The sequence below is a fragment of the Halorubrum tropicale genome, assembly GCF_001280455.1.
In the GTDB taxonomy this organism is placed as follows: Archaea; Halobacteriota; Halobacteria; order Halobacteriales; family Haloferacaceae; genus Halorubrum; species Halorubrum tropicale.
The window spans coordinates 211,447-233,899 of sequence record NZ_LIST01000005.1; the positions used below are offsets into that span (position 1 = coordinate 211,447).

Genomic DNA, 22,453 nt, shown 5'->3' on the forward strand with positions numbered 1-22,453 from the left:
GTGGACAGATCATATCTACCCTAGGTCTTGTAGCCACTTCTTACTTGTTGAACGAATATCAACGGATTCCGAATCAGTAGACTCCATCGGTCCTCGGCGATCTGTGAGAACCTGTTGTAATGCTACTTGTACATCTTCTTGATTGGTCGACTCAGACTCGTCTAGATCAGCCTGTAGATCATAAAATTCAGTTTTTTTTTCATCCGATGCCTCAATTAATTTCCAACGGCCGGACCGAACAGACCGAAGTGCTCTGTCGTATCTCCAGATGGCGGGGTCAAGGGGACTGTACTCGTCATCAAGCTTGTCTACTGATAGCTGTGGCGAAGTATACTCTTGACTGTCGTTTGAAATGAGCGACGATGCTGTGTCTGCGTCTACTGAATCAAGTCCCGCAAGATCGGCTACCGTCTCATAAAGCGCCCGCGTTTCGACAAGCGCCTCTGTCGTACCAGAATCAAATACGGCGGGATACCGAATGATCAACGGTACGTGGAGAAGCGTCTCGTACAGCCAATATTGGTGATCGATCAGTTCGTGGTCCCTAATGTTCTCATCGTGATCGCCGACAAGGATAATAACAGTATCACTGAGCAGATTTCTCTCGCGTTAAGTTTGACGTGAATTGTGGTAGACGGCGAAGGCTTCAAGCCAGTTTTGAGCTGTCTCTAACGCGACATTGCTAAAACTATTCGCAAATGATGATGTTCGTCGTTCTATCCCCCAAAAGACACGTTCGATAGCGTTCCGATTTCCATGTCGAATGATTTGAAATCGATAGCCGTCTTCAGCGAGTACTAGTCCAAGATAGTCTGCGTCATCGACGAGAAATTCGACGTTATCGAGCTGATAGCGCCAGTGAAGCTCGGTGAGAAACCATCGCGTCGTCTGTTTATTTACGGTTGGATAGAGGCTCACGTGAAGGATTTCATTCGTCTGTGGATCAACCGCGCCGTACAGCCAGAACTTCTGGCCGTGGAGCCTTGTGTTCAGATAAGCTGATTCCATGCGAAAGCGAACGATCTCAGCCACTCGTCAGCAGTTTCTACTTCGACGTTGCTGAAACAGTTTGAAAAGCTGGTAGTTCTGCGTTTTACCTCACGAAAGACACGTTCGACGCTATTCCGATTTCCATGTCGTTCGTGTCTGAAGTCGAGGTCATGTTTTTCACATGCTCGGTGAAGTGGAACCGCACCATCAACGAGAAAGATCACGTCATCCACGTCGTGTTTTTCGCGGAGTTCCGCGAAAAACTGATCTGCGATCACGTTCGTTCTTGTCGGCTCAAGCTTTGTGTGAAGTAAATCGTTTGAATCGGGATCGACGGCAGCGTACAGCCAATAGCGTTCATCGTCAAGCTGAATCACAGTTTCATCGACCGCGACGTGATTCGGTCTCCGACCAGATTCCGGCTGTAGATCGGCCTTGTGGACCCAGTTATGAACAGTGGATCGAACCCGATCAACACCGAATATCTCAAGAAACGAAACAGTATTCGAAAGCGATAATCCAGCAAGGTGGAGCTGAATACTGAGCTTCATCAACAACCGCGGTGTTGCTTCTCGCTCCACAAACTCTAAGTTGATCTCGTCTAAACAGCCGCTGAGGCGGTCGTTTTCGGGCATGAATCACTTTGAAAACGCACCGCCTCACCTTTCAAACCTTATCTGAACACCGTCCTGGGAATAGTACTGAAACTTAAATAGCGGCACCTAATATTTCAAAGAATGTTATGTGTTTAATCTTCTTGAGTTGTGATATGTGCGCGACAGAGTTATTCATGCCGAGTGCGGATCGGCGGAGTGGAACCGGTATATAAATGACACATTCGTGGATCAAAACAATACCAAACAGGTGTAACAACACTATTTACACTCGTCTTCCATATCGTCCAGCATGACAAGCGTAATCAGTCGACTCCTCAATAGGAAAACTTCTTTCCGCCAACTTACCGCCTACCACGTGAATCGTCTGTTCTACACCATCCGCAATTCTGACGAATATAACGCTGATGGAATCGATATCTTCACACAAGACTGGGATAATCTCCTAATCCTCGATGCCTGTCGGTACGATTATTTTGCCGATCAGTCGGATCTCGACGGAACGCTCAGTACACGAATCTCACGAGCGTCGGCCACACGGGAATGGGTGGGTGCCAACTTCACAGACCGACAGCTCCATGACGTGGTCTATGTTTCCGCAAATCCGAACTATCGCAAGGTCGCAGACGAGATCGGGGCCGAAGTCCACGCGTACATCGATGTTTGGCGGGACGATACCCTGGTTGGTGAAGAAAATACTATCGTACCGCCCGAAACAGTCACCGAACACGCACTCAGCGCCGCGGAAGAATACCCGAACAAGCGCCTACTTGTCCACTACGTTCAGCCACATTATCCATTTATTGGCCCGACTGGCAAGGAGCACTTTGACCCGACAGCGACACTCAAAGAGGTGTCGGCAAAGTATGACCTAACAGATGATAGACTTGACCGAGCCTATCGAGAAAACCTTGATTTCGTTCTCGATGAAGCGGAGCGACTGCTTGAGAAACTACACGGCAAAACGGTGGTAAGCGCCGATCATGGAGAACTTCTTGGCGAACGGCTCTCACCGCTCCCACTACGTGCGTACGGACACCCAAACGGCGTCTACGTTGACGAACTTGTCGAGGTACCGTGGCTCGTTCATCAGAACGGTGAGCGAAGAGAGATCGTCTCCGAAGAACCGGTGGAGCGAGACGACACAAAAGACGAAGCGCTCGAAGAACAGCTCAGGAATCTCGGCTACATGACCTAAACGTATCCTAGCGCGGCGAGCTGCTCCTCGCGGTCAGTCTCGTGGTCTACGCCTGGCTCAATCTCCGGTTCGTACTCTCCACGATCGGCAGCGGTTGTCTCGATCCACGGCACGACCCGAAGGCAGTCCATCGGCATCGTTGGTGGGTGGCCATACACCAACCACTCGCCGAGTGCGTTGCCGTGATCGGAGGTGATCACGACTGTCTCAGCCTCTACGTTCTCCAACAAGAGTTCGATCTCATCAAGAGCGAGCCTGAGGTTTCCCGATAGCCACTCCAAACTTCCTCACGTGATATTTTTCCAGCGCGGAGTTTCTGCCAGACGTCGTCCCAGTCTTGATTTCCAAACTTGTCGAGCCGTTTTCCTTGTGTTAAATTCGGACGCGAAATGAACGGACAGTGCGGCTGCATGTAGTGAGCGATCAGGCGGTCGGGTTGGTGTTCTTGAGCTGTTGCGATAGTTCGATCAGTAATCGCTCGCGGCGGAACTGTCCCTGGATTTTCCCACACGTATTTCCATACCTCGTCAAGCACGTCGAAGTCGTCCTCATCAAGGGCCTGCTTCGAGAACGGGTTCCCACAGACGTATGCTGTCTCGGACATTTCTGTGCCGTACATCGAAAGAAAATTTTTTTGCATCCACAGGAGCGTCATGCTGTCGAGCGAACGAGACTGACTAACATCGCTAATATACTCGTAGTCGGATGCGACTTCGCACATGAGATCGAATCGACAGGCGTCAACGACGATTAGCAAGTCCCAGTCATGATCGTAGATTGGGATGCCACGATCCTGAACCCGAGAAACACCTTGGAGGAATTTATGATATACTGGCCTAATCGATTCTCTGACTCCCTCAAAGCCATGAGTTCTGATTCGCGATACAGATTCAAGAGCCCATTTAGCGACATTCATTATCAGACAAATATCTCATGACTAAATCAATATTGGGGTTTCGAGAGTTATATGTAGTTGCTATATAATGGTAAAATACAGACTTATATCCAACAATTACATATCTGAAAACTATTAGCGTGAGAACTATTTAACTCCGCGAAGATCTACTCCTAATGAATGATACACAACGAACGTATGCGTACGCAATAGGATTAATCATAGGGTCTCTTTTTATTACCCCTGTTTTTGGACTAAGCATGTCTACAGTCGGCGTGCCACTCACACTAGCTCTTCTCTCTGGTTTGTTCGCTGTAGTTGGAGTATACGGTAGCATTGCGATTTCAAACGACGACACTCATTCTGCTCTCACTGTCGCGATACTTGTACTGATGACTGTCGGAGCAAACGTTCCGCTTGGACCGCAACCAGACGGTGTAACCATTGGATCGATTATATTCGTCGTGGATGGAGCATTGATAATCCTCGGTGCTATTTCACTCCGTAGTTGGCGTCGACAGGAAATCGGTAGAGAACACATCTTCTTTCTCTTCTACGTAACTTGGGTTACTGTACTCATTGTCGCTGCTCCTGGCCCGCGATCCGATGTAATGGTCTGGTACTCTGTTCACGTGGCTCGGTACGTTGCTGCTTTCATAGTTATCGCTCGTTCAGTTAGTTCCGGTTGGATTGAAGCATCTAAAGCACTTGGAGTGGTGATACTCACTATTCTAGGGCACGCTATTGTCGCAACCTTTCAGGCGATTACTGGGCCGATTGAGGGATTGACTGTGCTTGGATTTAATACACGCGTTGTTGCTACTTTTGGCCCACTCCCAACAGGCCCGTATATCGGCGGGTTTACCGGTGGCTCTGCTTTTGCGTCGCTTGTTATTATCGCGATACCAGTCGTTTTTTCATATATTTTTTCTGATCGTGTGCCTCGCATTTTTTCGCTGGTGGGAACTGTTTGGTTGGCCTTCATCCTACAGCTTACTGCTTGGGACGCCGCTCGCGGAGCATTATTGGTCAGCTTGTATACTTGTCTAGCAGTATTTGGATGGTGGTATACCGATGTAATCTGGTCTCGTGGCGATGCGATATCCGATGTATGGAACCAAAGCCGTCTACGTATTCAACTGATATCTGTGATATCATTAATAATAACTGCGGCTACAGTTTGGCAATACACACGATTCAATTCCAACGTAGAGTACGACCCCGTGTTTCTTGATCCGGAGCTTGGACAAGCGACAATTCAGTCAATCAACATTCCCGGATTCAGCACAGAAAATCTCGGCATCCGTATTCACCAGTATGTTGGAGGAATTGATATTTTTCTCCAGTACCCGCTTACCGGACTCGGGGGAGCGAATTACAATTACATCGCCCTTGCCTACGCTGATAAGCAGAACATGATACATAATATGTATATTGGTGTGTTAGCCGAGACGGGTATCGTCGGTGCCATATTGTTGTTCGGCGGGATCATGATCGTTCTACTCCGTGTTTGGACCATCGCTAAAACTGAGGACAGTCCAGTGTGGCTTGGCTTGCTTGTTGGACTGATTGGATTCTTTTCACTACAATTGTTACAGCCACAGTACCTACGACCTGTGACAATGACCTCCGTATTCGGAATACTTGGCATCATTACAGGGAAGTATCTCCGGGATAACCCGCCTGACGATGATATTTGGGCGGACGCGTGGACACACTCCCAACTCATCAGCGCGATCAACCATTCAACCTCTCTCAAGATTATTGAATCGATACCTGAGCGTCTTAGCGAGATGACAGAATCAGTACGGCCTCGATTTCAACGGCAGTTCGCGTCTGCCGTGCGGTGGCTAATGGATTAACACATACCTCTCATGCGTTACTTGGAAGGCAATACGCCTGGTTTACCATGTATTGTTTATACAATACCTGCCGGAAAGAGTTAGGCATAGACAAAATGTACTCACAAATACCCAAGTTTCTCCAGCCGTAAAGAAGTCTCGGCGTCCAGTCCCACTTCCTCACCGGCTTGAAGCCATTCTGTATACCGGTCGTCGTCTGGCAGCGCATTCGCCTGCTCGTCTCGGAACTCACGCGAACCATCCACAAGCCCGTATACAACTTTTCTAACATCAGTCTCGTCCCAGTGAGACTCGTAGACGGTCATCGACTCATCGGTAATGAATCCGACTTTGCGAACACACACGTCATCTACCGCTTCGTCATCGTAACGCTCCCGCAGTTCTGTAACGTCCCACGTCGGACCATCGACGGCGACAACGACCCGTCCATCGCTCTGACTCCTTTCGAGTACTGCGTCAACGAACCCCTCAGTTCCGGTCACCGACCCGTTCACGACACTACTTAGCCCGTGCGACAACCCGATCCACGACACCGGCGTAGTGACTTCTACCCCCGTTTCCCACGATGCCGGCGGAAAGACGTACAGCGGAACGTGAATCCCGTGCGGATGTAACGACACCTGATGTCCCAGTTGTCCTTCAGCGCCGAACAGTTGGCCGTGATCGCCAGTGACTACAACCAGCGACTCCTCGAGCACTCGCCGTTGGACCGCTTTGGTCCATTGTTTCACAAGGTGATCGAAATATCGAATCTGTGTATCGTAGATCTCCTTACGACGGGCGAAGACCTCGTCCCACGAATCAAACAGAGCGCGTGTCTTTTCTGGCAACTCGGCATTCTCGAGCATGTAGAGTCGGTCGTCGTTTGCGGCGGCAAGGGCACGACGCTCATGATTCGGAACGGATAATCCGAGTTTTTTCGCTCCGACTTCCGGCGGCGCATGGTGAGGATTATGTGTATCTAACAGGTTTGTGAGACAGAATAGCGGCTGCTCGGCGTTACGCGAAATAAACGTCTGGAGATGATCGAGCACGCGCTCTCCATGATGTGGGTAATCGATATCACTGTCACCGGAGAGTTCGGCAGCGAAACCATAGACGAGGTTCGCAGCGTTCGCCACTTTGTGCGGACGAGACCCAATCTCACGGAGGAGCGCTATCGCAGAATCGAGATTGATGCTGTCAACGTGAGCGTCAGGTGAGAACGGGGAAACGAACGGTTTCCGATGGATGCTATCGTCGACATAGCCGATACCTCGATTAAAGCCAGTCTGTGTGCTAAACGTTGGATTTTCGCTAAACAGTGCTGTGCGGTAACCTTCTTTTAAGACCTGTGTGGGCAGTCTCGCTTGTCGGTCATCGAGCACATCGCCTCGACGAGTCACCCCGTGATCCACCGGCGTCTGCTGGCTGTAAAGTGACGCGTGTGACGGTCGCGTCCACGTGCTCGGCGAATAACAGTGAGTGAATTCGATTTTCGAACGTGCCGAAATAAAAGGAGCAGTATCGGGAGTCAAACTTGTGGCGCGGAGACAATCGCCGATAAGCATGAACACGTGCGGTTTCGACATACGGGAATACAGGTCGGCACGATAGTATATGTCTGTTGTCCAGGCGAAGTCTGTCGTACCAATACGCTATAGCCCGTACACCTGATCGAGCAAGCGATTGACGTGAGCGCTCATAGTGTGTTCATTTGCCCACTCCAGCGCACGACGCTGGAACGCCATCCGATTGTCATCGAACAATCGCTGAATTGCTTGGGCCAGCCCATCGGAGTCTTTTGGCTCGAACAGATACCCGGTCTCACCAGGATCGATCAGTTCCGGAATTCCACCAATATTACTTCCGATCATCGGCAGGCCGACAGCATAGCTCTCGTATATCGTCATCGGCGAGTTTTCCATCCAGATCGAGGGGACAATACCGGCGGCGGCCGTCTTACGAAGGTCCGCTAACGTATCCTCAGAGACGAAGCCATGGTACTCCACGTTCTCTTGTTTTGCGGCCACCTCTTCGGTTCGCTCGGCGTACGGCCCCGTCCCGCAGACGTGAAAGGTCACGTCGGGGAGCTGTTCGGCGGCCACAAAGAGCGTCTCCAACCCTTTGGCTTCGGTATGCTGTCCGACGTAGAGTACCGATTTACTGTCGGTGATCGGCGGTGGGTCGTCTTTGACGCCGTCAATGCCGAGGCGAACTCGCTGGGTGTTCACCCCCTGAAAGAAGCCGTGGTCGCGGTGAACATCGATGACATGCTGGCTCGGCGCAGTAACAATATCAGGAGTACCGAGCGTCATCTGGCGTTGTTTGGCGTAGGCCCGACACGGCATCGGGGGATCCTCACAGACTGTGCGCTCATCGTCGGTGGCCGTCAGGTCTCGGAGCATATTACTCTTCGGGCAGATCAGTCCGTAGTCGTGAAGCGTGTGAACGTGGCGGATGTCGCGCCGCTGGACGGCGCGGCCGACGAGAGTCGAGATGCCAAAGAGATTGTTCGTGTGGACAATTTTGGGATCCAGCCGATCGAGTACTGAGCCGACTGTACGGGCAGCGGGAATGTTAGCTAGATCGATTCCCCGCCAGACCGCTTTCTCAACCACGTTGTTGCCGGTGCTGTTGCTCAGGTGTGAAAGATTCGGCGGATAGAATCGCCAGACAGATATTCCCTCGTACGTCTCCTTTGTCGGTCGCAACGAACTCACCCCGTCGTATGGTTTCGAGGTGATGATTGCGACGTCGTAACCGCGGCGATCAAGACCATGTGCTGCTCGAAGCACGTAGTTTTCTGCTCCGCCTTGGGTGTCGGGCGGAAATTGTGCGTTAACTAAGCAGACATCGGCCATTAAGAGAAAATATCAGGGTGACATAATTAGTCCTGCGTCTCGGAGTAGACACTTACTTGTCGGCTCTAGAAAAATCACTGTATTGAGCAGATGTACGTCGCAATCAACGCCCGCGTGCTCTCGAAGCCGGAACCGGCGGGCGTCAGCCGGTATACCAGAGAACTCTTAGTCGCACTCGCAAACCGCGACGATGAAATTAGCTATCTTGTCTTTGGCGTCGATACACTGCCGCCTGAACTTCGAGAATATAATTGTATCGAGAACGCAAAGTGTTCTCCGCCAGCCGCAAGTGGTCTCCGAGCACAGTTCTGGGAGCAGGTCACGTTACCGCGTGTATTGCGCCATCATAATGTTGATCTTTGTCACTCTACGGCTGGCGTCTCGCCAATTCTTGCCGACATCCCGACAGTGGTAACCGTTCACGATATCTCCCCGATTACCCACCCAGAATGGTTTTCACGGCGGTACGCAACATTATATCGTGTCTTAACTCCCCTCGCGCTCAAGAGTGCTAACCATGTTGTTACGATTTCGAATTTCTCAAAGTCAGAGATCACCGCGACGTATCCTTGGATAAGCGGATCCGTCTCAAGCGTCTACAATGGCCTCACACCAATTCCAGAACACGCAACAGAGTGTGTTGCGGATGTTGAGCAAGGGTCGTATCTTTTGTTTGTTGGATCGATTAATCCCCGAAAAAACATTACCCGGTTACTTGACGCGTACGCACAGTACCGGGATCGAGTTGATAATCCTCTACCACTTGTCATCGCTGGGTCACAGCGGGATGTTTTCGCTGCGATCGACCGCCCCCCTATCGATAATGTACACACGCTTGGATTCGTTTCTGATGAGAAACGCAATTGGCTCTATCATAATTCAACGGCACTTCTATTTCCGTCATTGTACGAGGGATTTGGTCTTCCGATTATCGAAGCGATGGATTGCGGGACACCGGTTCTCACGTCTGACAGAGGGGCGATGGCTGAGATCGCGGGCAACGCCGCTGTTCTCGTTGATCCGACAGACGTGGACGCTATTAGTTCGGGTATCGAACAGATTGCGACCAATAGCTCTTTTCGGAGAAGTCTTATTGAATCTGGGCGAGAGCGCGCTACAAGGTTTACTTGGATGTCAACCGCTGAAAAGATGGTCTCCATCTACCGACAAACGCTAGACACTTATGCTGACTGATGTCGATCATATCGGATCACGCTAAATAGATTGGAACAACCGATGTATTCATTTATCAGGGCGGAACATTGCGAGGTGAAGGCACATGGTAGATAACATTTTTTTGCTGACCGTTGACGCCCTTGGAGCCAAACACGTCGGATTTCTCGGTTACGACCGAAACACTACGCCTTACCTTGACGAGTTTTCTGAGCGGGGTATTCAGTGTCAAGCTGCTATCGCTCAGAGTTCACATACGCGAGAATCGATGCCATCTCTGTTTTATTCTGCGTACCCGTTCCAGCTGGGAGAGGTCGGTCCTGTCCCAGACAGCCGTCCAACAATTACGACAGAACTCGCAGATGCTGGGTTCACAACTGCTGGATTTCACTCAAATCCATACCTTTCTAGAGCATACGGGTTCGACCGTGGCTTCGATACGTTCGATGACGGACTCCCTCTTGCAAAGAATCGAATACTCACTTTTCTACACCGAGCAATCAACCACTTTCAGCTTCAGCCGTACACTCGCGCAGAAGACCTGAACGCGAAAGGGCTGAATTGGATCGACACGACGACGGCTGATCGGCGATTTCTCTGGCTCCACTATATGGATCCACATGGGCCGTACCAGCCTCCAGACAACGCTCAGCGGTTATTCCGTGATGAAACACTCGGTCGCCGTGAGGCGAAGAAGCTGTGGCGACGCACCGTTGACGAACCAGAGACAATCTCCGAGGAGGAGCGCAAGGCACTAATCGACTTGTATGACGCAGAGATTCGATACACGGACAAAGCGATTGGATCGTTCATCGACGAGTTAGAAGCCCGTGGACTGCTTGATTCATCAGTAGTTATCGTGACCGCGGACCACGGAGACACGTTTGGAGAGCACGGAATCTACGGTCACCCCCGCCAACTCTATGAGGAACTTATTCACGTTCCTTTATTAATACTCACCCCAGAGGGGTCATCAACTCATCTCACACAGCCAGTAGAAAACATCGATATTGGGCCAACAATTCTTCAAATAATTGATCGTGATATTCCGGGAGAATTTGAGGGTAGCCCACTAATAGATAAGTCTGAATCCTCTGCGGACTCAACACGGTCAACTGCCAAATCATCGGATGCCGAACAGGCCAGCAACGAGCCGGCGGCTTTTGCTGAAACCCACGGAGAATCTGATGATGTTGGCGTGGGCCGATTTGCGATCCGAACAAAACGATATAAGTATCACGTTGAGACTACTCCAGACAGTACTGTTAAAACACGGCGTTTGTTTGATCTTTTTGATGATCCCGAAGAACGTACACACGTACAGAAAGAACTTCCAGACGTTCGTGAGCGGCTTAATGAGCGGTTACACCAACACATAAGTCGTACACAAGCTGTTGATCGTACTGCTGACGATCAAAGCGAAGTTGATGCTGTCGTTGAAGATCGCTTAGAAAATCTCGGCTATCAATGACGGGCGTGCTAACCGGCCTCACCCGCGTTGATCGCTTACACTTTTCCAGATGAACATTCGGATAGTTGATCTGCTTTCCCTTCTATAATGGCTTGGTATCGGGACTCCATCGTATTGAGCATCTGTTCCCGAGTAAACAGATTCTCCACCCGTTCACGTGCCTGCTTACCATACACAGCTCGCACCTCATCATCGTCAAGTAATTCACTAATTGCGCTGGCGAGTTCGCCAGCTTCGCCTGGCGGAACAGTCCGCCCTGTTTCGCCATCGAGACTCACCCAGGGTACACCTGTCGGGAGGTCAGTGTTAACTACTGGAGTGTGATACGCCATTGCCTCCAACTGAACAATACCGAAGGCTTCACTCGGCTCAACCGATGGAAGCACAAACAGGTCTGCGCGGTCATAACAAGCGTGGAGTTGGGATTCGTTAATGTGTCCAGTAAAAAACACGCGGTTGCCAATTTCGAGGTTTTGGGCGCGTTCTTCAAGATTTTCGCGGCGTTCACCGTCACCCACAATGATGAGATCTGCGTCGATTGACCGCATCGCATCAATAAGATACTCAACCCCTTTATAATAGTTCAGCCGTCCGACGAACAACAGCGTCGGGCGTTCATGATCCACGGAAATCTCGATTTCCTCTGTCTCACCCGGTTGATACTGTTCAAGACGGATCGAAAGCGGAACAACAGACGATTTTTGACGGTAGGCTTGGAGTTGAGTTGACTGATCCAATAGACGGGGTGACGTGACAAAAATATGATCGACTGATTCGAGGAATTGATTCAGGAATGGGCGATAGAACTTGAGTGCGGTCTGTTGACGAACGATGTCACTGTGATACGTCACAACAGTTTTGGCATCTGTTCTTGGCGTAGTGAGATGTGATATGACACTCAGCGGGTTTGGGAGATGGTGGTGAATCACATCCACATTGCGACTCGCCTGATACAATCTGACGGGAAATGTCGGGGAAAGCGGTACAGATTTTGCCACACCGAGGCTGGAGGTACGCGTTATCGGCACGCCCGCAATCGAGTCGTGAGATCCCTGTCCTTGAGGCGTCGATACGAGCACCCGACTTGTGTGACCCCGCTGGGACATTCCCTCGGCAAGCGCTCGAACGACCTGCTCGATTCCTCCGATTTCGGGATAATAGAACTTGTTGAGTTGAAGAATATCCATTCGGTATAAGCTAAACTAGCAACTGGGATCCGCATTAAAATCTGGGTTACGCGCGCCGGAATGTTGAGACGAATTTAGAAACAAAACAGGATGATTGCGCACTCTTCTTTCAATTTTGACTGTATTAGAATGGAATGCTTGGTGGAGCATATCAGCCCGAGATGATAGGAGAAAATGACAAGGAGATCAAGGAGTTCATACAGACGCATCAGCCGGTCGTCAACAGTCGGGACCCGGACAACATCTAGCTCTGGGAACACCCGGGCCGCCAAGACGGAGGTCACCAACTGCCTCCTCTGGCGACTCCGAGATGTCGAAGAGTACGACGACGTGGACTCTTCGTCGTTTCGCTGAACTGTACGCTGGACTTCTCGTACTAGGTGGCCGTCGAACGTGTGAATGAGCTCCGATCCGTCGGCGAGGGGAAGAGATCAACTCGACGGGATACCCACAGCAGACGGAGTTTACCAAGCTCTACCTTGAGTTCGAAGCCCTCAGTGGGATGGCCCAATCGTCGTAGATGAGGTCGACTCGATAGGCAACCGTGACGAGCTGTTGTACGAACTCTCCCCGGGCACGGGCGAACGGAAGCCTCAAACACACCGCAGTAGGCCTTGTCGGCATCAGCAACGACTTGCCGTTTCGCGAGCAACTTGACCCACGCGTTCAGGACACCCTCTGTGAGCGGGAGCTCCAGTTCCTGCCATACGACGCGCCTGAACTTGAGAACGTCTTCCGGTCCCGCGCCGAAGTCGCGGTCGTCAACGATGCGGTCGAATCGGGCGTGCTGGAGTTCTGCGCCGCGCTCGCGGCCCACGACAGCGGGAGCGCTCCACAGGCGATCGATCTCCTCCGACTCGCCGGCGAGGTCGCGGAAAACGAAGACTGTGACCGGATCGAACAGGATCACGTCGAACGCGCTCGCTCCCGTCTCGAACAAGAGCGGGTTCAAGAGGGGATGCGGGATCTGACCACGCACGGTCGGCTCGCGCTGCTCGCGGTCGTTTCGAAGGCGGCCAAACAGGAGACGCCGTGCCGCACACGAGAACTGTACGAGGAGTACACCGCAATCTGTGACTCGTCGGGAGTCGACACGCTCTCGCAGCGATCGGTCCACAGCCACCTCTCAGACCTCCGGATGCTCGGGATCCTCTCCGCCGAGGAGAACCGAAGCGGCTCGCGGGGGAACTACTACAGCTACGAGCTGGACGTCCCCTTCGAGAGCGCGATCGAGGCGATGGAAGACGCCCTCCGGCTCGACGCTGCCTTCGACGGCCCACTCTGTACATCGTGCGCTACGACACGCAGCGTCGACGAGGACACCGAGGAGGGCCACAATGTCTAGCTCCGGCGAGAACGACCATATCTCGCTTGCCGGTCTCTCAGCCACCCACCGCGACCTGCTCTGGGTACTCTCGCAGACTGGCCCCAGCGAGAGCAGCCGACTCCACCACGCACTCACCGACTACTACACCGACGGTATCAACAAAGTTCGACTCTGTGACACCCTCGAGGAGCTCATCAAACGCGACCTTGTCACCGTACAAACCCACAACACGAGCGAGTACCGACTAACCGAGTCGGCCCGCCACGCACTCTCCGCGCGCCAGGCGTGGCAAGCCGGCACTCACAACGTTACAGGAGGCCGTGAATGACGCAACCCGACGACCCGCAAGCCGCAGACCTCGCCCAACTCACGCGCATCACGCTCAACACCAACAGCCCAATCTGTCAGGTCTGTGGCCAACCCTTCCAGGAAGGCGACGACATCACCGCCTACGCCTACCGGGCGGCCGGCGAGCCCGCGTACGCGATCGGCTACATTATGTGTGGATCAGATGTCCACGAACACCCGACCGTCTTCACCCGCGGTGTTCGCGAGTACGTCCTCACGGGCCACATCGGGACGTGTTCAAACACCCAAACGCAATCGACAACGTTCGTCCTCCTCGACCCAACTGACATCGCCACGAGTCCCACGACGACCGTCGACCCACATGTCCACCCAGACGCTCCGACACCACGAGACCCAACCCACCCGCCACAGGAAGAACCAACCCCGCTTCTCACGGCGGTTCGAGAACACGCCCGTGCTGATGGTGGCCCCCCACGCGAGGGGTCGGAGTAATGCTGGCCGATCTGACCCATCAGCCCATCACCAGCAGGTGATCGGCTATGAAAATACGCCAGCCCGCGGCCCGCAAGCGAGGGGTCCGGCTCGTCAGCCACGCCACGGAGATCTCCACCGAGGGGATCACCTGTCCAGCGGTCTCGCCTCGGCTGACCGAGTGGGTCCCAGCGCTCCTGGACAAACTCCGGCCACAGACTGAGCGAACCATCCGCGAGCACGCCGCCACGGATCCGTGGCACACGAGCTCCCAGCTCCTCGCCGAAATCCTGCCGGCGTGGCATCAGACGAACGAACCATGGACCGACGACGTCGCTGAAGCCGTCGCGTACACCCGCGCGATTACGACACTCGCGCTCACCTATGGAGACGACCCCAGCAGTTCGCTCAGTCCGTACCACCAACAGCGACACGCAGACCTCACCAACACAGTCACTAGCATCGGGACGGGGCGCGGGCCAGTTAACGCCGACCTCGGCGCGCTCGCGAAAGGGCCGGTCGCACTCCATCGCGAACTCGACGCCCACCCGACCACCTTCACCCTCTTGTTAGACGGCGACGCCTGGACCTCCCTTACGGACCGCCGCACGGGCGTCCGCGCACTCGCGGCAATCGCCGTTCTTGCTAATGGGTTCGACGTTAGAGTCGTCGCCTCCCCCAGAGTCCGCCGACACCTTGCGAAGCGGTATCCAAAGTGGATCGAGTGTCACCTCGATCTTACTGCTAGCCGGGATGGGTCCCCCCACACCGACCACACCCGAACTGTCGAGACCGCCTGGAAGGCTATCTATGATCTCGACACCGAACCGGGAAAACGTCGGCTCCTCGGAAACCTCAACCACGAGTACGCCCGGAGCTACCAAGATCTCACCACCGATCACGCGATCGACGTCGCCGACGGCACCATTAGTAGGTATATCCTCGATCTCGAGGACCGCGAGTTGGTCACGGTCGACCGCCGTGGCCAGCACAACACGGTCCAGCTCACCGACCTCGGCAAACTGGCCGTTCACGAGTGTCTCGACGACACCGACGGCCTCATCCACCCGAATCAGCGCCGACTCGATGAGCGTCTTACTGGGACCCCTCAAGGTTCCACAAGTACAGTGTCGCCCCGCCGTTCGGACGAGGAGACACTCACACCCGACGAATGGGTGGCGACAACTGGCGACCCCGACGCAGACGCCGAGTACGTCCAGTGGCTTACCGGCCCAAGGAACACCAAAACCCACCTCCACGAGCGGTTCACCACCGTCGCCCACGACGACGCCATCACCCTCGTCGATGCCCACCCACACCCATTCGACGACGGCCGCGTTGCGTACCTCAGCCACACCAACGATCAAACCCACGTCGTGCTCCAGTGGGGTGGCCCCCTCGCAACGTTGGGACGTCTCGCGGGTGCCTTACTCAGCGAGAAAGCGCTCTCGAAGATCCTTTCTCCATCACGACTCGGCCACGAATTCGAAGCGATCGACGACGACACCCACGCGTATCCCGTCGAGCGCATCCTCCGCCGTGGCCACCAAGTCGGCTGGTACAGCGATGTCGAAACCACCTACGGCGCGTGGCGCAAACGAATCACGACGGTTCGAGATCGGCTCCTCGCGAAAGTCGCTGAACTCACAGCCAGCGACGACACCGCCGCCCGCGCCACCCTCTTTGAAGATCTCCACGGGCTGATCGCGTCAGCCACCCAGCTGTATCACGCAGCCGGCCTCGAGCTCACGACCACCATCAGACTCCCAGATACTGACGCACTCACACGCAACCCCACCCAACTCCGGGATCTCTGTGCGTTTCTCGCCAAGACAGTCCCGAAACAGTCTGTCTACGGGATTCACGCAGGCTACCGAATGCTGTTCGAAGACCGGCCCGCAAAGCTACGCCGGCGACTCCCCTACGAGGTTGCGCCCGATACACAGTTGGATCTCACCATGTCGTGGGTGCTTGCCGGGCCGACTGTCACAGACCTCGGCGAGCAGATCACCACGGCACTCACAAGAGAACTCTCCGACGTCCGAGAAACAATCGCCGACGGCACCGAACACGCACCACCCCTCAAGATCCCGGTCGTCGACGGGACGACCTACCCCGCCATCCGGCGGGCAATAGAGAGAGTTGCGATGACCCACGACGTGCAGTGGACACCCCGCGAGCGACAGCGGCTCGTGCGGCTGTGTCTGCGCTCGTTCAGCCCGGCGGACACCCACCAAGCGTGTCCGTACGACGTCGTGGCGAGCCTCTTGGGCGCGCTGAACGAGTCACCGACGCCGACGCCTGCGGAGGTCGAACGCGCAGCGGCCACCCGCTCGTCGACACGCTTTCGGCCGGATCTGCCGCCCACCGCGACCAAACTGTACGCCACACTCCTGCGAGCAACCCAACCGTGTGGCCGCGCTGAGCTCATCGAACGAGCCGGCATCTCGGCGAGCAGTTACGATCGCCGAATCGCCGCCGTCAGCGAGCTTGAACGCGTTCAACCTGTCCACCGCAACGGCCACAGACGGTGGACCACCACGGACGCAACTCCCGCAGACGTTCGCTCAACCCCGCTGTTGGCGCACCGACAGACAACTACCACAGAACGCGTGTGCAGCCACACCAGCAGGTGGGCCAGCCAACAGAGCGCCCATGCCTGGACAGCCCTGTTCACACCACACCTCATGTACAACGACACCAGCCGTCCGATGAACACAGACAGCATAGCCCCCGATCACCCAAGCTCACCGAGAGGCACCCACCAACCCACAACAATCCACCGTACCGAGACACCATCGCTCCACTCGAAACAAGGGGGTGAAACACAATGACAACCCCGACACTCGATCTCGAAACAACGGTCACGCGCGACCACCCGGTCACCCACAAGTCGGCCACAATCCAGATCGACCGCGATGAGTTCGATGCGTCAGTCGTCAGACTCGCCTTCAGCGGGCAGTGGGGGACGACGTACGTGACTCTCACAGCAACACAGGCGCACACAGTTGCGAGCGCACTCGAACAGACAGCCACAGACGCCGCCAACGCGGAGGCCACCAATGAGTGACGACCCCAAAGACCGCGAGGAGATCCCAGAAGTCGGGGGTCGCGACCCCGGCGAGACACCCACGGACCACGACCCCACGAACGGCCGGTGGCTCGAAGGAAAGTTCGCTGACGCACTCGAAACGTGGGGGTATCTCACCGCCCGCAATGAGCAGCTCTTCGGGCTTGAAACCGACGTCCTCGCGCGCCGACAATCCCCACGAAACGAGCCGGACGACTTCATCATTGGTGAGTGTAAAGACTGGCACACAACCCTCGTCGGTCGCGACGCTGTCGCCGCAATCTCCCACCGGGCCGCACTGGCTCGCGCAATGCCCGTCCTCGTCGTGGCCAGGGGCGTCACCGCCTCGGCGTGGACGCTCGCCCAACAGCTCGATGTTCGCATCCTCACCATCGAAGATCTCGAGAAAGACGGGCTGCCGCCGCTCACGGAGCATCGACCACCCGTGGGAACGTTCCATACCCGCCGAGAACCCTCGGTAAGCGAACTCCGTGAACACGTCCCGTCAATAGTGAGCCGGCAGAGCACCGTCGATATTGAGGCGCCAGTGTTCTTCGCTGGAGGGACAAGCCCGTGTTATGTGCCGGACAGAACAGGCAACGACGCGTACGTCAGCGCGTACGACAGCGACTACGAGTTCGGATAGCAGCGAAGGCTGAGGGTTCACACCCTCATCGGTGCCACAGACTTATTTAATTGTAGTACGATCGTACTACCATGAAGTACGCAAGCGTCAGTGTCAAATTCCCGGTTGAGTTAGACACTGAGATTGAGCGGTTTCTTGATGAAACGGGAATTTACACCAACAAAAGCGAGTTCATCAAGGAAGCCTGCCGATCGCATCTTCGCGAACTGAATGACGACACAGCGATCATCGCCCTTCGACTAGAGCAACTGCTCGCGCAGGCTGAACAGAGCCACCAATCAGATGGCGATATCGACGCCGAGCTCACAGCACTTGGTGAGAAAGTCGATACGGACGATCTTGAACGGGCCGTCGAAGAGGCCCGTGAGGAAACGGCCACCCAAGTGTACGGATCTGAGTCGTGAAGATCCTCGATACGAATCTGTGGGTATTTGGGACACTGCGAACTAACGAACAGGCAACCGAATTACTCACGCACAAAGACATTCATGAGATTGTCCAACGAGGTTGATAATCTGTGTGTGAATATCGCCCGCAAGCGCAAGCATCGCATTCGCTCGTTCTTTTGTCGCCATCCCGTCCTGATAGTACGTATGAGCGCGATTTTCGTTCCAAAGATCTTCGAGTTCCATCGCAACCTCCTCAGTGATGAAGCCGACATCTGCGCTTCGATTGATTGCGGTCGTGTGCGACTGTGGCGGCTGGGACGGATCGTGGTGACCCTCCGTGATCAACCAGAACAACAGTGTGCGTTCGATAGAGGTGAACGCAGCCTCGATTGTGAGTGTGTGACATCCTCCTCGCCGTAAACGGCGAGGCTTCCCGTGCCGCAGGTGGGATATTTGCTGGTCTACGACACGACCTGTTCTCTCGTGTGAAACGTCCCGCTCTCGCGGTCGAACAAGTGTGTCGATGGCTGTGCCACACAGCCGTTACTCCTATCCTCGCCGTGAGGACTCGGAGTTATCTTCTGGCGTATATTCTCCGCTCCGTTACAATCCGCGTTGGCTACCAACTCACACGACGAGCAGACGTACAGCCCACGTTCGACGCGGTTCGATTTCGTGCCGTCTCTACAGCGGGAACACGTTTTCGAGGTGTTCCATTCGTTCTCTTTCAGCACCTCCACACCCCGCATCTCGCCTTTGTATTCGAGGTACTGGTAGATGCGGTCGAACGCCCACGAGTGTAGTTTCTTGTTCCCCGTTTTCCCCCAGTCAGATTCTCGCACGTCTTCAGGCCAACTCACCGCGAGCGTGCCGACACCGCGTTCGACACACTCCGTGATTATGGCGTCCGTCAGCGTGTGGTAGTAGTGTGTCTCACGTTCGGAGAGTTTCCGACGTGCCCACCTCGACTGCTCTGACGGGCCATTCTCTCCCTCGGTGTCGTACTCAGCTCTGGTGAAGTAGTGTTTGTCTTCTTTGAGCGAGTTACCGGGGTACAACACGTATTCGTCGGGGAACGCGACCGTAGCGATGTTTGTGATGCCGAGGTCGATCCCTGCCACTCCGTCGCCAGTCGACTCCGCTGTTTCGAGTTCGATCTTACAGACGAAGTGGAGTTTCCATTCGTCACCGTTCCAGACTGCCCGGACGTTCTGTACGCGGTTGACTTCCGAGAGATCAACGTCTGGTCGAGTCTGGTATTCGCAAAGCAGGAAATCTGAGAAGTGGTCTTTCAGATTCGAGCCTTTTGAGAGTCGGACGCGGTTGTTCTCAGGGTCGTGTTTGAACCCGTCTTCTTTGAACGTGACCGTGGAACGTGGTCGGCTGTCGCCGTGTTTGCGGTAGCCGGGCGGATTCGCCTTCTCATCTTTGTGTCGCAGATCGAACCATGACTGGAAAGCGTCAGAAAGTTCTTCGATGACTTTCTGACTGGATTGTGCGTTCAAATCTTTCCAGCACGGCTGATTCTTCATATACGATTTCAGCACACTACCGTTCGGGATCTCGCCGGTTGCGTCCCAGATACGGTCGGCTGTCCATCGTGCGACGTTCCAAATTTTCGAGGCGGAGTCTCCGAGCGAATCAAGGCCATCGCAGACCTGTTGGTGGTTCTTGATGGAACCAACGTAGGTGCGTGTGGCCTTAATCGCCATACATAGCCTATGTAGATAATCCTACTTAACGGTGTGGATGAGCGTGGAATATCCAGTCTGTAATCGGTGAGAGACTGTGTCACCGTTGTCGGATTCACTCCCGGCGTAAACGCCGGGATTCTCTCCTCGTAGAAAGATAGTATCCGTCTTCACACAATTGTTCTGCCCCAGAGAGCAGTCGGCACGCCTTTCGGAGCTGGATGAGATCGGCACTGGCGACATCCAATCCCTCTTCGGATATCTGCCCACCGCGGTGGAAGGCGTCCTGTGTATTCGACAACCGCGGTTCGATGTCGTCGTGATCGATCGGCATCTCTACGCACCTCCGTGAGACTGAGCATAGATATCTTGCCGTAGCTCCTGAAGTTGGGGAGACGTGGTGAGAACTAGCCCTTCATCGAAAAGATCTGCGAGTTCAGATCCGTGTGAGACCGCTGTTTCTGGCGTCTCAACGAGAACTTCGAACTCGTACCGATGGCCGTCAAACGATTCGTCTTCAATATCTCGTGCAAGAGACGTACAGATGCGTCGTCCGTAGGTGAGGTCCCCATCAACGATGAAAAGAAGGTCAATATCACTTCGACGGTCTGCTGTTCCGCGAGCGACACTCCCGAAGAGAATGACACCAATGAGTTCGGTAATTTCTTCGCTCTCTTGAATACGGGTCTCAAGCTCGTCGAGATAGGCCCTGACTGGCTTACGGAACTTTGACTGTGGTATCAAAAAAACTGGATCTGGTCGCTGAAGATGATCGGTATCGATCGAAATTCGAGCAGGTCTGTGGTCACTCACAGCAATCACACCGAGTTTCTTAAGCAGTGTAAGTGAGCGCGAAACAGACGAGATGTCTGCGCCCGTGATTGACGCGAGTTCCTGCTGTGTGAACTCCTCGAATGGGTTGTTCACGAGATGGTGGAGAATATCTTGCATAGCCTGATAGCGGAAGACCCGCTCCTCTGGGAATGGAAAATCGAGGAGTACGTTCGTACTTTTCATAATACGCAATTAATTGTATGATATGAAAACTCTTTGGGTGGCCTTCCGAGTCAGCTATCCTGAACTCACTCGTTCATCCAGGAGTTGCGTGACTGACTACCGTTTCTGAGACTATTGCACATATTTCGTGACCACTCCCGCATGGTCTCTCGCTCAACTGCTCGATGTCCGAATCCTCACTATCGACGACCTTACCAAGGAGTCGCTTCCACCGCTCACGGAACATCGTCCGCCGAGAGGAACGTTCTGCACCCGCCGAGAGCCGCGCATGGGCGAATTTCGAGGTGATATTCCACAGCTGTTGGACCGACACAGTGACCTCGACATCGAGGCGCCGGTGTTCTTCGCTGGTGGGCAGGGTCCGTGTTACGTGCCGGATCGAGCGGGCAACGACGAGTACGTCAGCGCTTACGACAGCGACTACGAGTTCGGATAACGGTCTTCTTCGAAGCTTTCAGTATTTTCGTAGGTTTCACGCCGAACGCTTTTACAATAGATACCGTATTCCTATCCAACGATGTCGATTGACCGAGATACCTTCGAAAACACGAGCAAGGAAGAGCTTGCGGGCCTTTCGATCCCGGATCAGGTTCTCGGATTTCTCGCTACAAACGAAGATCGAGCATTCAAGCCACGCGAAATCGCCTCCCAGATCGGTGTCGACGAGGGGGCGGTCAGCACCGCACTCTCACGGTTGAAAGACCGTAGTCTGGTCGAACACAAAGCGACGTACTGGGCGGTGACTGATGACACAGAGCGCCTCGAAGGATACAGCGGGTACGAGCGGGCGACCGCCCTGTTCAACAATCAACTAGGTGTGGAGAACAAAGAGACGTGGCGCGAGCATGCACCTGATGAATCTCACCCAAGCGTCGAGGTCGCGTTAACTTAGAGGATGAGGCGCTCGACTTCAGAGTGCTTATGGCCGAAATCGAACGCCTCAGCGAACGTATCACGTGGATCGACTTGTCGTTTGTGGAGCGAGATCGAACGCCGCGCTGGGCGATTGAACTAGGGATCCGCAGTCACTTAGCCGGTATGTCACTGCGCGAGGTAAGTAAGCATCTTGAACTGTTTGGAATCAGTCGAAGTCACGTCGCGATCCACAACTGGGTTCATAAGGCCGATCTACAGCCGATCTCGACCGTCTCCGAGGATCAACTCGCGGTTGACGAAAAGATGATCCGCCTCCACGGCCAGAAGTTCTGGCTGTACGCCGCGGTTGATCCACAGACGAACGAGATCCTTCACTTGAGCCTCTATCCGACCGCAAATAAACAGACAACGCGATGGTTTCTCA

Annotated in this window: 21 protein-coding genes and 3 pseudogenes; 14 read left to right on the top strand and 10 right to left on the bottom strand. The window is 54.2% G+C overall.

Annotation, left to right across the window (positions count from 1 at the left end):
• Positions 1-15 precede the first annotated feature (15 nt).
• The 3 genes and pseudogenes from AMR74_RS19950 to AMR74_RS13320 all read right to left on the bottom strand — a co-directional run bounded on the left by AMR74_RS19950 (position 16) and on the right by AMR74_RS13320 (position 1,625).
• Positions 16-597 (bottom strand): sulfatase/phosphatase domain-containing protein, encoded by a 582-nt coding sequence (locus tag AMR74_RS19950; RefSeq protein WP_139043010.1) that lies wholly within the window; start codon positions 595-597, stop codon positions 16-18.
• A 12-nt stretch (positions 598-609) separates the two neighbouring features.
• Positions 610-984, bottom strand: a pseudogene (locus tag AMR74_RS13315) (IS6 family transposase); the annotation flags it as partial.
• 5 nt (positions 985-989) lie between these two features.
• Complete coding sequence (locus AMR74_RS13320; protein WP_053772542.1) at positions 990-1,625, bottom strand: IS6 family transposase; 636 nt, start codon at positions 1,623-1,625, stop codon at positions 990-992.
• Between the two features lie 271 nt (positions 1,626-1,896).
• On the opposite strand from AMR74_RS13320, the gene AMR74_RS13325 reads away from it, so the two are divergent.
• The gene (locus AMR74_RS13325) at positions 1,897-2,802 is read left to right on the top strand and encodes a hypothetical protein (RefSeq protein ID WP_240471173.1); all 906 of its coding nucleotides are present in this window, start codon (positions 1,897-1,899) and stop codon (positions 2,800-2,802) included.
• Here the strand turns inward: AMR74_RS13325 and AMR74_RS18210 are convergent.
• The gene (locus tag AMR74_RS18210; protein WP_053772543.1) at positions 2,799-3,083 is read right to left on the bottom strand and encodes a hypothetical protein; all 285 of its coding nucleotides are present in this window, start codon (positions 3,081-3,083) and stop codon (positions 2,799-2,801) included. The two genes, AMR74_RS13325 and AMR74_RS18210, sit on opposite strands and share 4 nt — an antisense overlap.
• An 874-nt stretch (positions 3,084-3,957) precedes the next feature.
• Here AMR74_RS18210 and AMR74_RS18215 point away from each other — a divergent pair.
• Positions 3,958-5,559, top strand: a complete 1,602-nt coding sequence (locus tag AMR74_RS18215; protein ID WP_167551921.1) for an O-antigen ligase family protein — start codon at positions 3,958-3,960, stop codon at positions 5,557-5,559.
• Positions 5,560-5,660: 101 nt separating this feature from the next.
• On the opposite strand, the gene AMR74_RS17440 is transcribed toward AMR74_RS18215, so the two are convergent.
• Both AMR74_RS17440 and AMR74_RS17445 read right to left on the bottom strand, forming a co-directional pair.
• Positions 5,661-7,130 (bottom strand): sulfatase-like hydrolase/transferase, encoded by a 1,470-nt coding sequence (locus AMR74_RS17440; RefSeq protein WP_077152328.1) that lies wholly within the window; start codon positions 7,128-7,130, stop codon positions 5,661-5,663.
• Positions 7,131-7,196: 66 nt separating this feature from the next.
• Positions 7,197-8,402, bottom strand: a complete 1,206-nt coding sequence (locus AMR74_RS17445) for a glycosyltransferase (protein ID WP_077152329.1) — start codon at positions 8,400-8,402, stop codon at positions 7,197-7,199.
• Between the two features lie 90 nt (positions 8,403-8,492).
• On the opposite strand from AMR74_RS17445, the gene AMR74_RS17450 reads away from it, so the two are divergent.
• Together AMR74_RS17450 and AMR74_RS17455 are read left to right on the top strand one after the other, a co-directional pair.
• Positions 8,493-9,596 carry a glycosyltransferase family 4 protein gene (locus AMR74_RS17450; RefSeq protein WP_077152330.1) on the top strand — a complete coding sequence of 368 codons (1,104 nt, stop codon included), beginning with the start codon at positions 8,493-8,495 and terminating at the stop codon, positions 9,594-9,596.
• 85 nt (positions 9,597-9,681) lie between these two features.
• Positions 9,682-11,046 carry a sulfatase-like hydrolase/transferase gene (locus AMR74_RS17455; RefSeq protein ID WP_077152331.1) on the top strand — a complete coding sequence of 455 codons (1,365 nt, stop codon included), beginning with the start codon at positions 9,682-9,684 and terminating at the stop codon, positions 11,044-11,046.
• A 35-nt stretch (positions 11,047-11,081) separates the two neighbouring features.
• Here the strand turns inward: AMR74_RS17455 and AMR74_RS17460 are convergent, their stop codons facing one another.
• Positions 11,082-12,233: a glycosyltransferase gene (locus AMR74_RS17460; protein WP_077152332.1), complete on the bottom strand. Its 1,152-nt coding sequence runs from the start codon at positions 12,231-12,233 to the stop codon at positions 11,082-11,084.
• A 134-nt stretch (positions 12,234-12,367) separates the two neighbouring features.
• Between AMR74_RS17460 and AMR74_RS13355 the strand changes: the two are divergent.
• From AMR74_RS13355 to AMR74_RS13380, 7 genes and pseudogenes are all read left to right on the top strand, one after another.
• Positions 12,368-13,578, top strand: a pseudogene (locus tag AMR74_RS13355) (cell division control protein Cdc6).
• Positions 13,571-13,888, top strand: coding sequence for a PadR family transcriptional regulator (locus AMR74_RS13360; RefSeq protein ID WP_053772548.1), 318 nt, complete (start codon positions 13,571-13,573; stop codon positions 13,886-13,888). The pseudogene AMR74_RS13355 and the gene AMR74_RS13360 overlap by 8 nt, the downstream one beginning before the upstream one ends.
• Positions 13,885-14,361, top strand: a complete 477-nt coding sequence (locus tag AMR74_RS17465) for a hypothetical protein (protein ID WP_077152333.1) — start codon at positions 13,885-13,887, stop codon at positions 14,359-14,361. The genes AMR74_RS13360 and AMR74_RS17465 overlap by 4 nt, the downstream gene beginning before the upstream one ends.
• 47 nt (positions 14,362-14,408) lie before the next feature.
• Positions 14,409-17,174 (top strand): helix-turn-helix transcriptional regulator, encoded by a 2,766-nt coding sequence (locus tag AMR74_RS19415; protein WP_053772549.1) that lies wholly within the window; start codon positions 14,409-14,411, stop codon positions 17,172-17,174.
• The gene (locus AMR74_RS13370) at positions 17,171-17,410 is read left to right on the top strand and encodes a hypothetical protein (protein WP_053772550.1); all 240 of its coding nucleotides are present in this window, start codon (positions 17,171-17,173) and stop codon (positions 17,408-17,410) included. Before AMR74_RS19415 ends, AMR74_RS13370 begins: the two co-directional genes overlap by 4 nt.
• Positions 17,403-18,056: a hypothetical protein gene (locus AMR74_RS13375; protein WP_053772551.1), complete on the top strand. Its 654-nt coding sequence runs from the start codon at positions 17,403-17,405 to the stop codon at positions 18,054-18,056. The genes AMR74_RS13370 and AMR74_RS13375 overlap by 8 nt, the downstream gene beginning before the upstream one ends.
• 71 nt (positions 18,057-18,127) lie before the next feature.
• Complete coding sequence (locus AMR74_RS13380; protein WP_053772552.1) at positions 18,128-18,460, top strand: ribbon-helix-helix domain-containing protein; 333 nt, start codon at positions 18,128-18,130, stop codon at positions 18,458-18,460.
• A gap of 66 nt (positions 18,461-18,526) precedes the next feature.
• Here AMR74_RS13380 and AMR74_RS19420 read toward each other — a convergent pair whose 3' ends face one another.
• The 3 genes from AMR74_RS19420 to AMR74_RS17480 all read right to left on the bottom strand — a co-directional run bounded on the left by AMR74_RS19420 (position 18,527) and on the right by AMR74_RS17480 (position 21,153).
• Positions 18,527-18,688 (bottom strand): hypothetical protein, encoded by a 162-nt coding sequence (locus AMR74_RS19420; protein WP_199241383.1) that lies wholly within the window; start codon positions 18,686-18,688, stop codon positions 18,527-18,529.
• Between the two features lie 218 nt (positions 18,689-18,906).
• Complete coding sequence (locus AMR74_RS13385) at positions 18,907-20,157, bottom strand: RNA-guided endonuclease InsQ/TnpB family protein (RefSeq protein ID WP_053772553.1); 1,251 nt, start codon at positions 20,155-20,157, stop codon at positions 18,907-18,909.
• A 315-nt stretch (positions 20,158-20,472) separates the two neighbouring features.
• Entirely contained in the window at positions 20,473-21,153 is a 681-nt protein-coding gene (locus tag AMR74_RS17480; protein WP_077152335.1) for a nucleotidyltransferase domain-containing protein, read from the bottom strand.
• A 268-nt stretch (positions 21,154-21,421) separates the two neighbouring features.
• Between AMR74_RS17480 and AMR74_RS19425 the strand changes: the two genes are divergently transcribed.
• The 3 genes and pseudogenes from AMR74_RS19425 to AMR74_RS13405 all read left to right on the top strand — a co-directional run.
• The gene (locus tag AMR74_RS19425; RefSeq protein ID WP_205625958.1) at positions 21,422-21,589 is read left to right on the top strand and encodes a hypothetical protein; all 168 of its coding nucleotides are present in this window, start codon (positions 21,422-21,424) and stop codon (positions 21,587-21,589) included.
• An 81-nt stretch (positions 21,590-21,670) separates the two neighbouring features.
• Positions 21,671-22,045: a MarR family transcriptional regulator gene (locus AMR74_RS13400; protein ID WP_053772555.1), complete on the top strand. Its 375-nt coding sequence runs from the start codon at positions 21,671-21,673 to the stop codon at positions 22,043-22,045.
• Positions 22,046-22,074: 29 nt separating this feature from the next.
• Positions 22,075-22,453: pseudogene (locus AMR74_RS13405) on the top strand (IS6 family transposase); the annotation flags it as partial.

Excerpts from the sequence above, each read along its gene's own strand:
- AMR74_RS13320 (WP_053772542.1), bottom strand. The coding sequence starts at position 1,625 with ATGCCCGAAAACGACCGCCTCAGCGGCTGTTTAGACGAGATCAACTTA.
- AMR74_RS13325 (WP_240471173.1), top strand. The coding sequence starts at position 1,897 with ATGACAAGCGTAATCAGTCGACTCCTCAATAGGAAAACTTCTTTCCGC.
- AMR74_RS18215 (WP_167551921.1), top strand. The coding sequence starts at position 3,958 with ATGTCTACAGTCGGCGTGCCACTCACACTAGCTCTTCTCTCTGGTTTG.
- AMR74_RS17440 (WP_077152328.1), bottom strand. The coding sequence starts at position 7,130 with ATGTCGAAACCGCACGTGTTCATGCTTATCGGCGATTGTCTCCGCGCC.
- AMR74_RS17445 (WP_077152329.1), bottom strand. The coding sequence starts at position 8,402 with ATGGCCGATGTCTGCTTAGTTAACGCACAATTTCCGCCCGACACCCAA.
- AMR74_RS17450 (WP_077152330.1), top strand. The coding sequence starts at position 8,493 with ATGTACGTCGCAATCAACGCCCGCGTGCTCTCGAAGCCGGAACCGGCG.
- AMR74_RS17455 (WP_077152331.1), top strand. The coding sequence starts at position 9,682 with ATGGTAGATAACATTTTTTTGCTGACCGTTGACGCCCTTGGAGCCAAA.
- AMR74_RS17460 (WP_077152332.1), bottom strand. The coding sequence starts at position 12,233 with ATGGATATTCTTCAACTCAACAAGTTCTATTATCCCGAAATCGGAGGA.
- AMR74_RS13360 (WP_053772548.1), top strand. The coding sequence starts at position 13,571 with ATGTCTAGCTCCGGCGAGAACGACCATATCTCGCTTGCCGGTCTCTCA.
- AMR74_RS17465 (WP_077152333.1), top strand. The coding sequence starts at position 13,885 with ATGACGCAACCCGACGACCCGCAAGCCGCAGACCTCGCCCAACTCACG.
- AMR74_RS19415 (WP_053772549.1), top strand. The coding sequence starts at position 14,409 with ATGAAAATACGCCAGCCCGCGGCCCGCAAGCGAGGGGTCCGGCTCGTC.
- AMR74_RS13370 (WP_053772550.1), top strand. The coding sequence starts at position 17,171 with ATGACAACCCCGACACTCGATCTCGAAACAACGGTCACGCGCGACCAC.
- AMR74_RS13375 (WP_053772551.1), top strand. The coding sequence starts at position 17,403 with ATGAGTGACGACCCCAAAGACCGCGAGGAGATCCCAGAAGTCGGGGGT.
- AMR74_RS13380 (WP_053772552.1), top strand. The coding sequence starts at position 18,128 with ATGAAGTACGCAAGCGTCAGTGTCAAATTCCCGGTTGAGTTAGACACT.
- AMR74_RS19420 (WP_199241383.1), bottom strand. The coding sequence starts at position 18,688 with ATGGAACTCGAAGATCTTTGGAACGAAAATCGCGCTCATACGTACTAT.
- AMR74_RS13385 (WP_053772553.1), bottom strand. The coding sequence starts at position 20,157 with ATGGCGATTAAGGCCACACGCACCTACGTTGGTTCCATCAAGAACCAC.
- AMR74_RS17480 (WP_077152335.1), bottom strand. The coding sequence starts at position 21,153 with ATGAAAAGTACGAACGTACTCCTCGATTTTCCATTCCCAGAGGAGCGG.
- AMR74_RS19425 (WP_205625958.1), top strand. The coding sequence starts at position 21,422 with ATGGGCGAATTTCGAGGTGATATTCCACAGCTGTTGGACCGACACAGT.
- AMR74_RS13400 (WP_053772555.1), top strand. The coding sequence starts at position 21,671 with ATGTCGATTGACCGAGATACCTTCGAAAACACGAGCAAGGAAGAGCTT.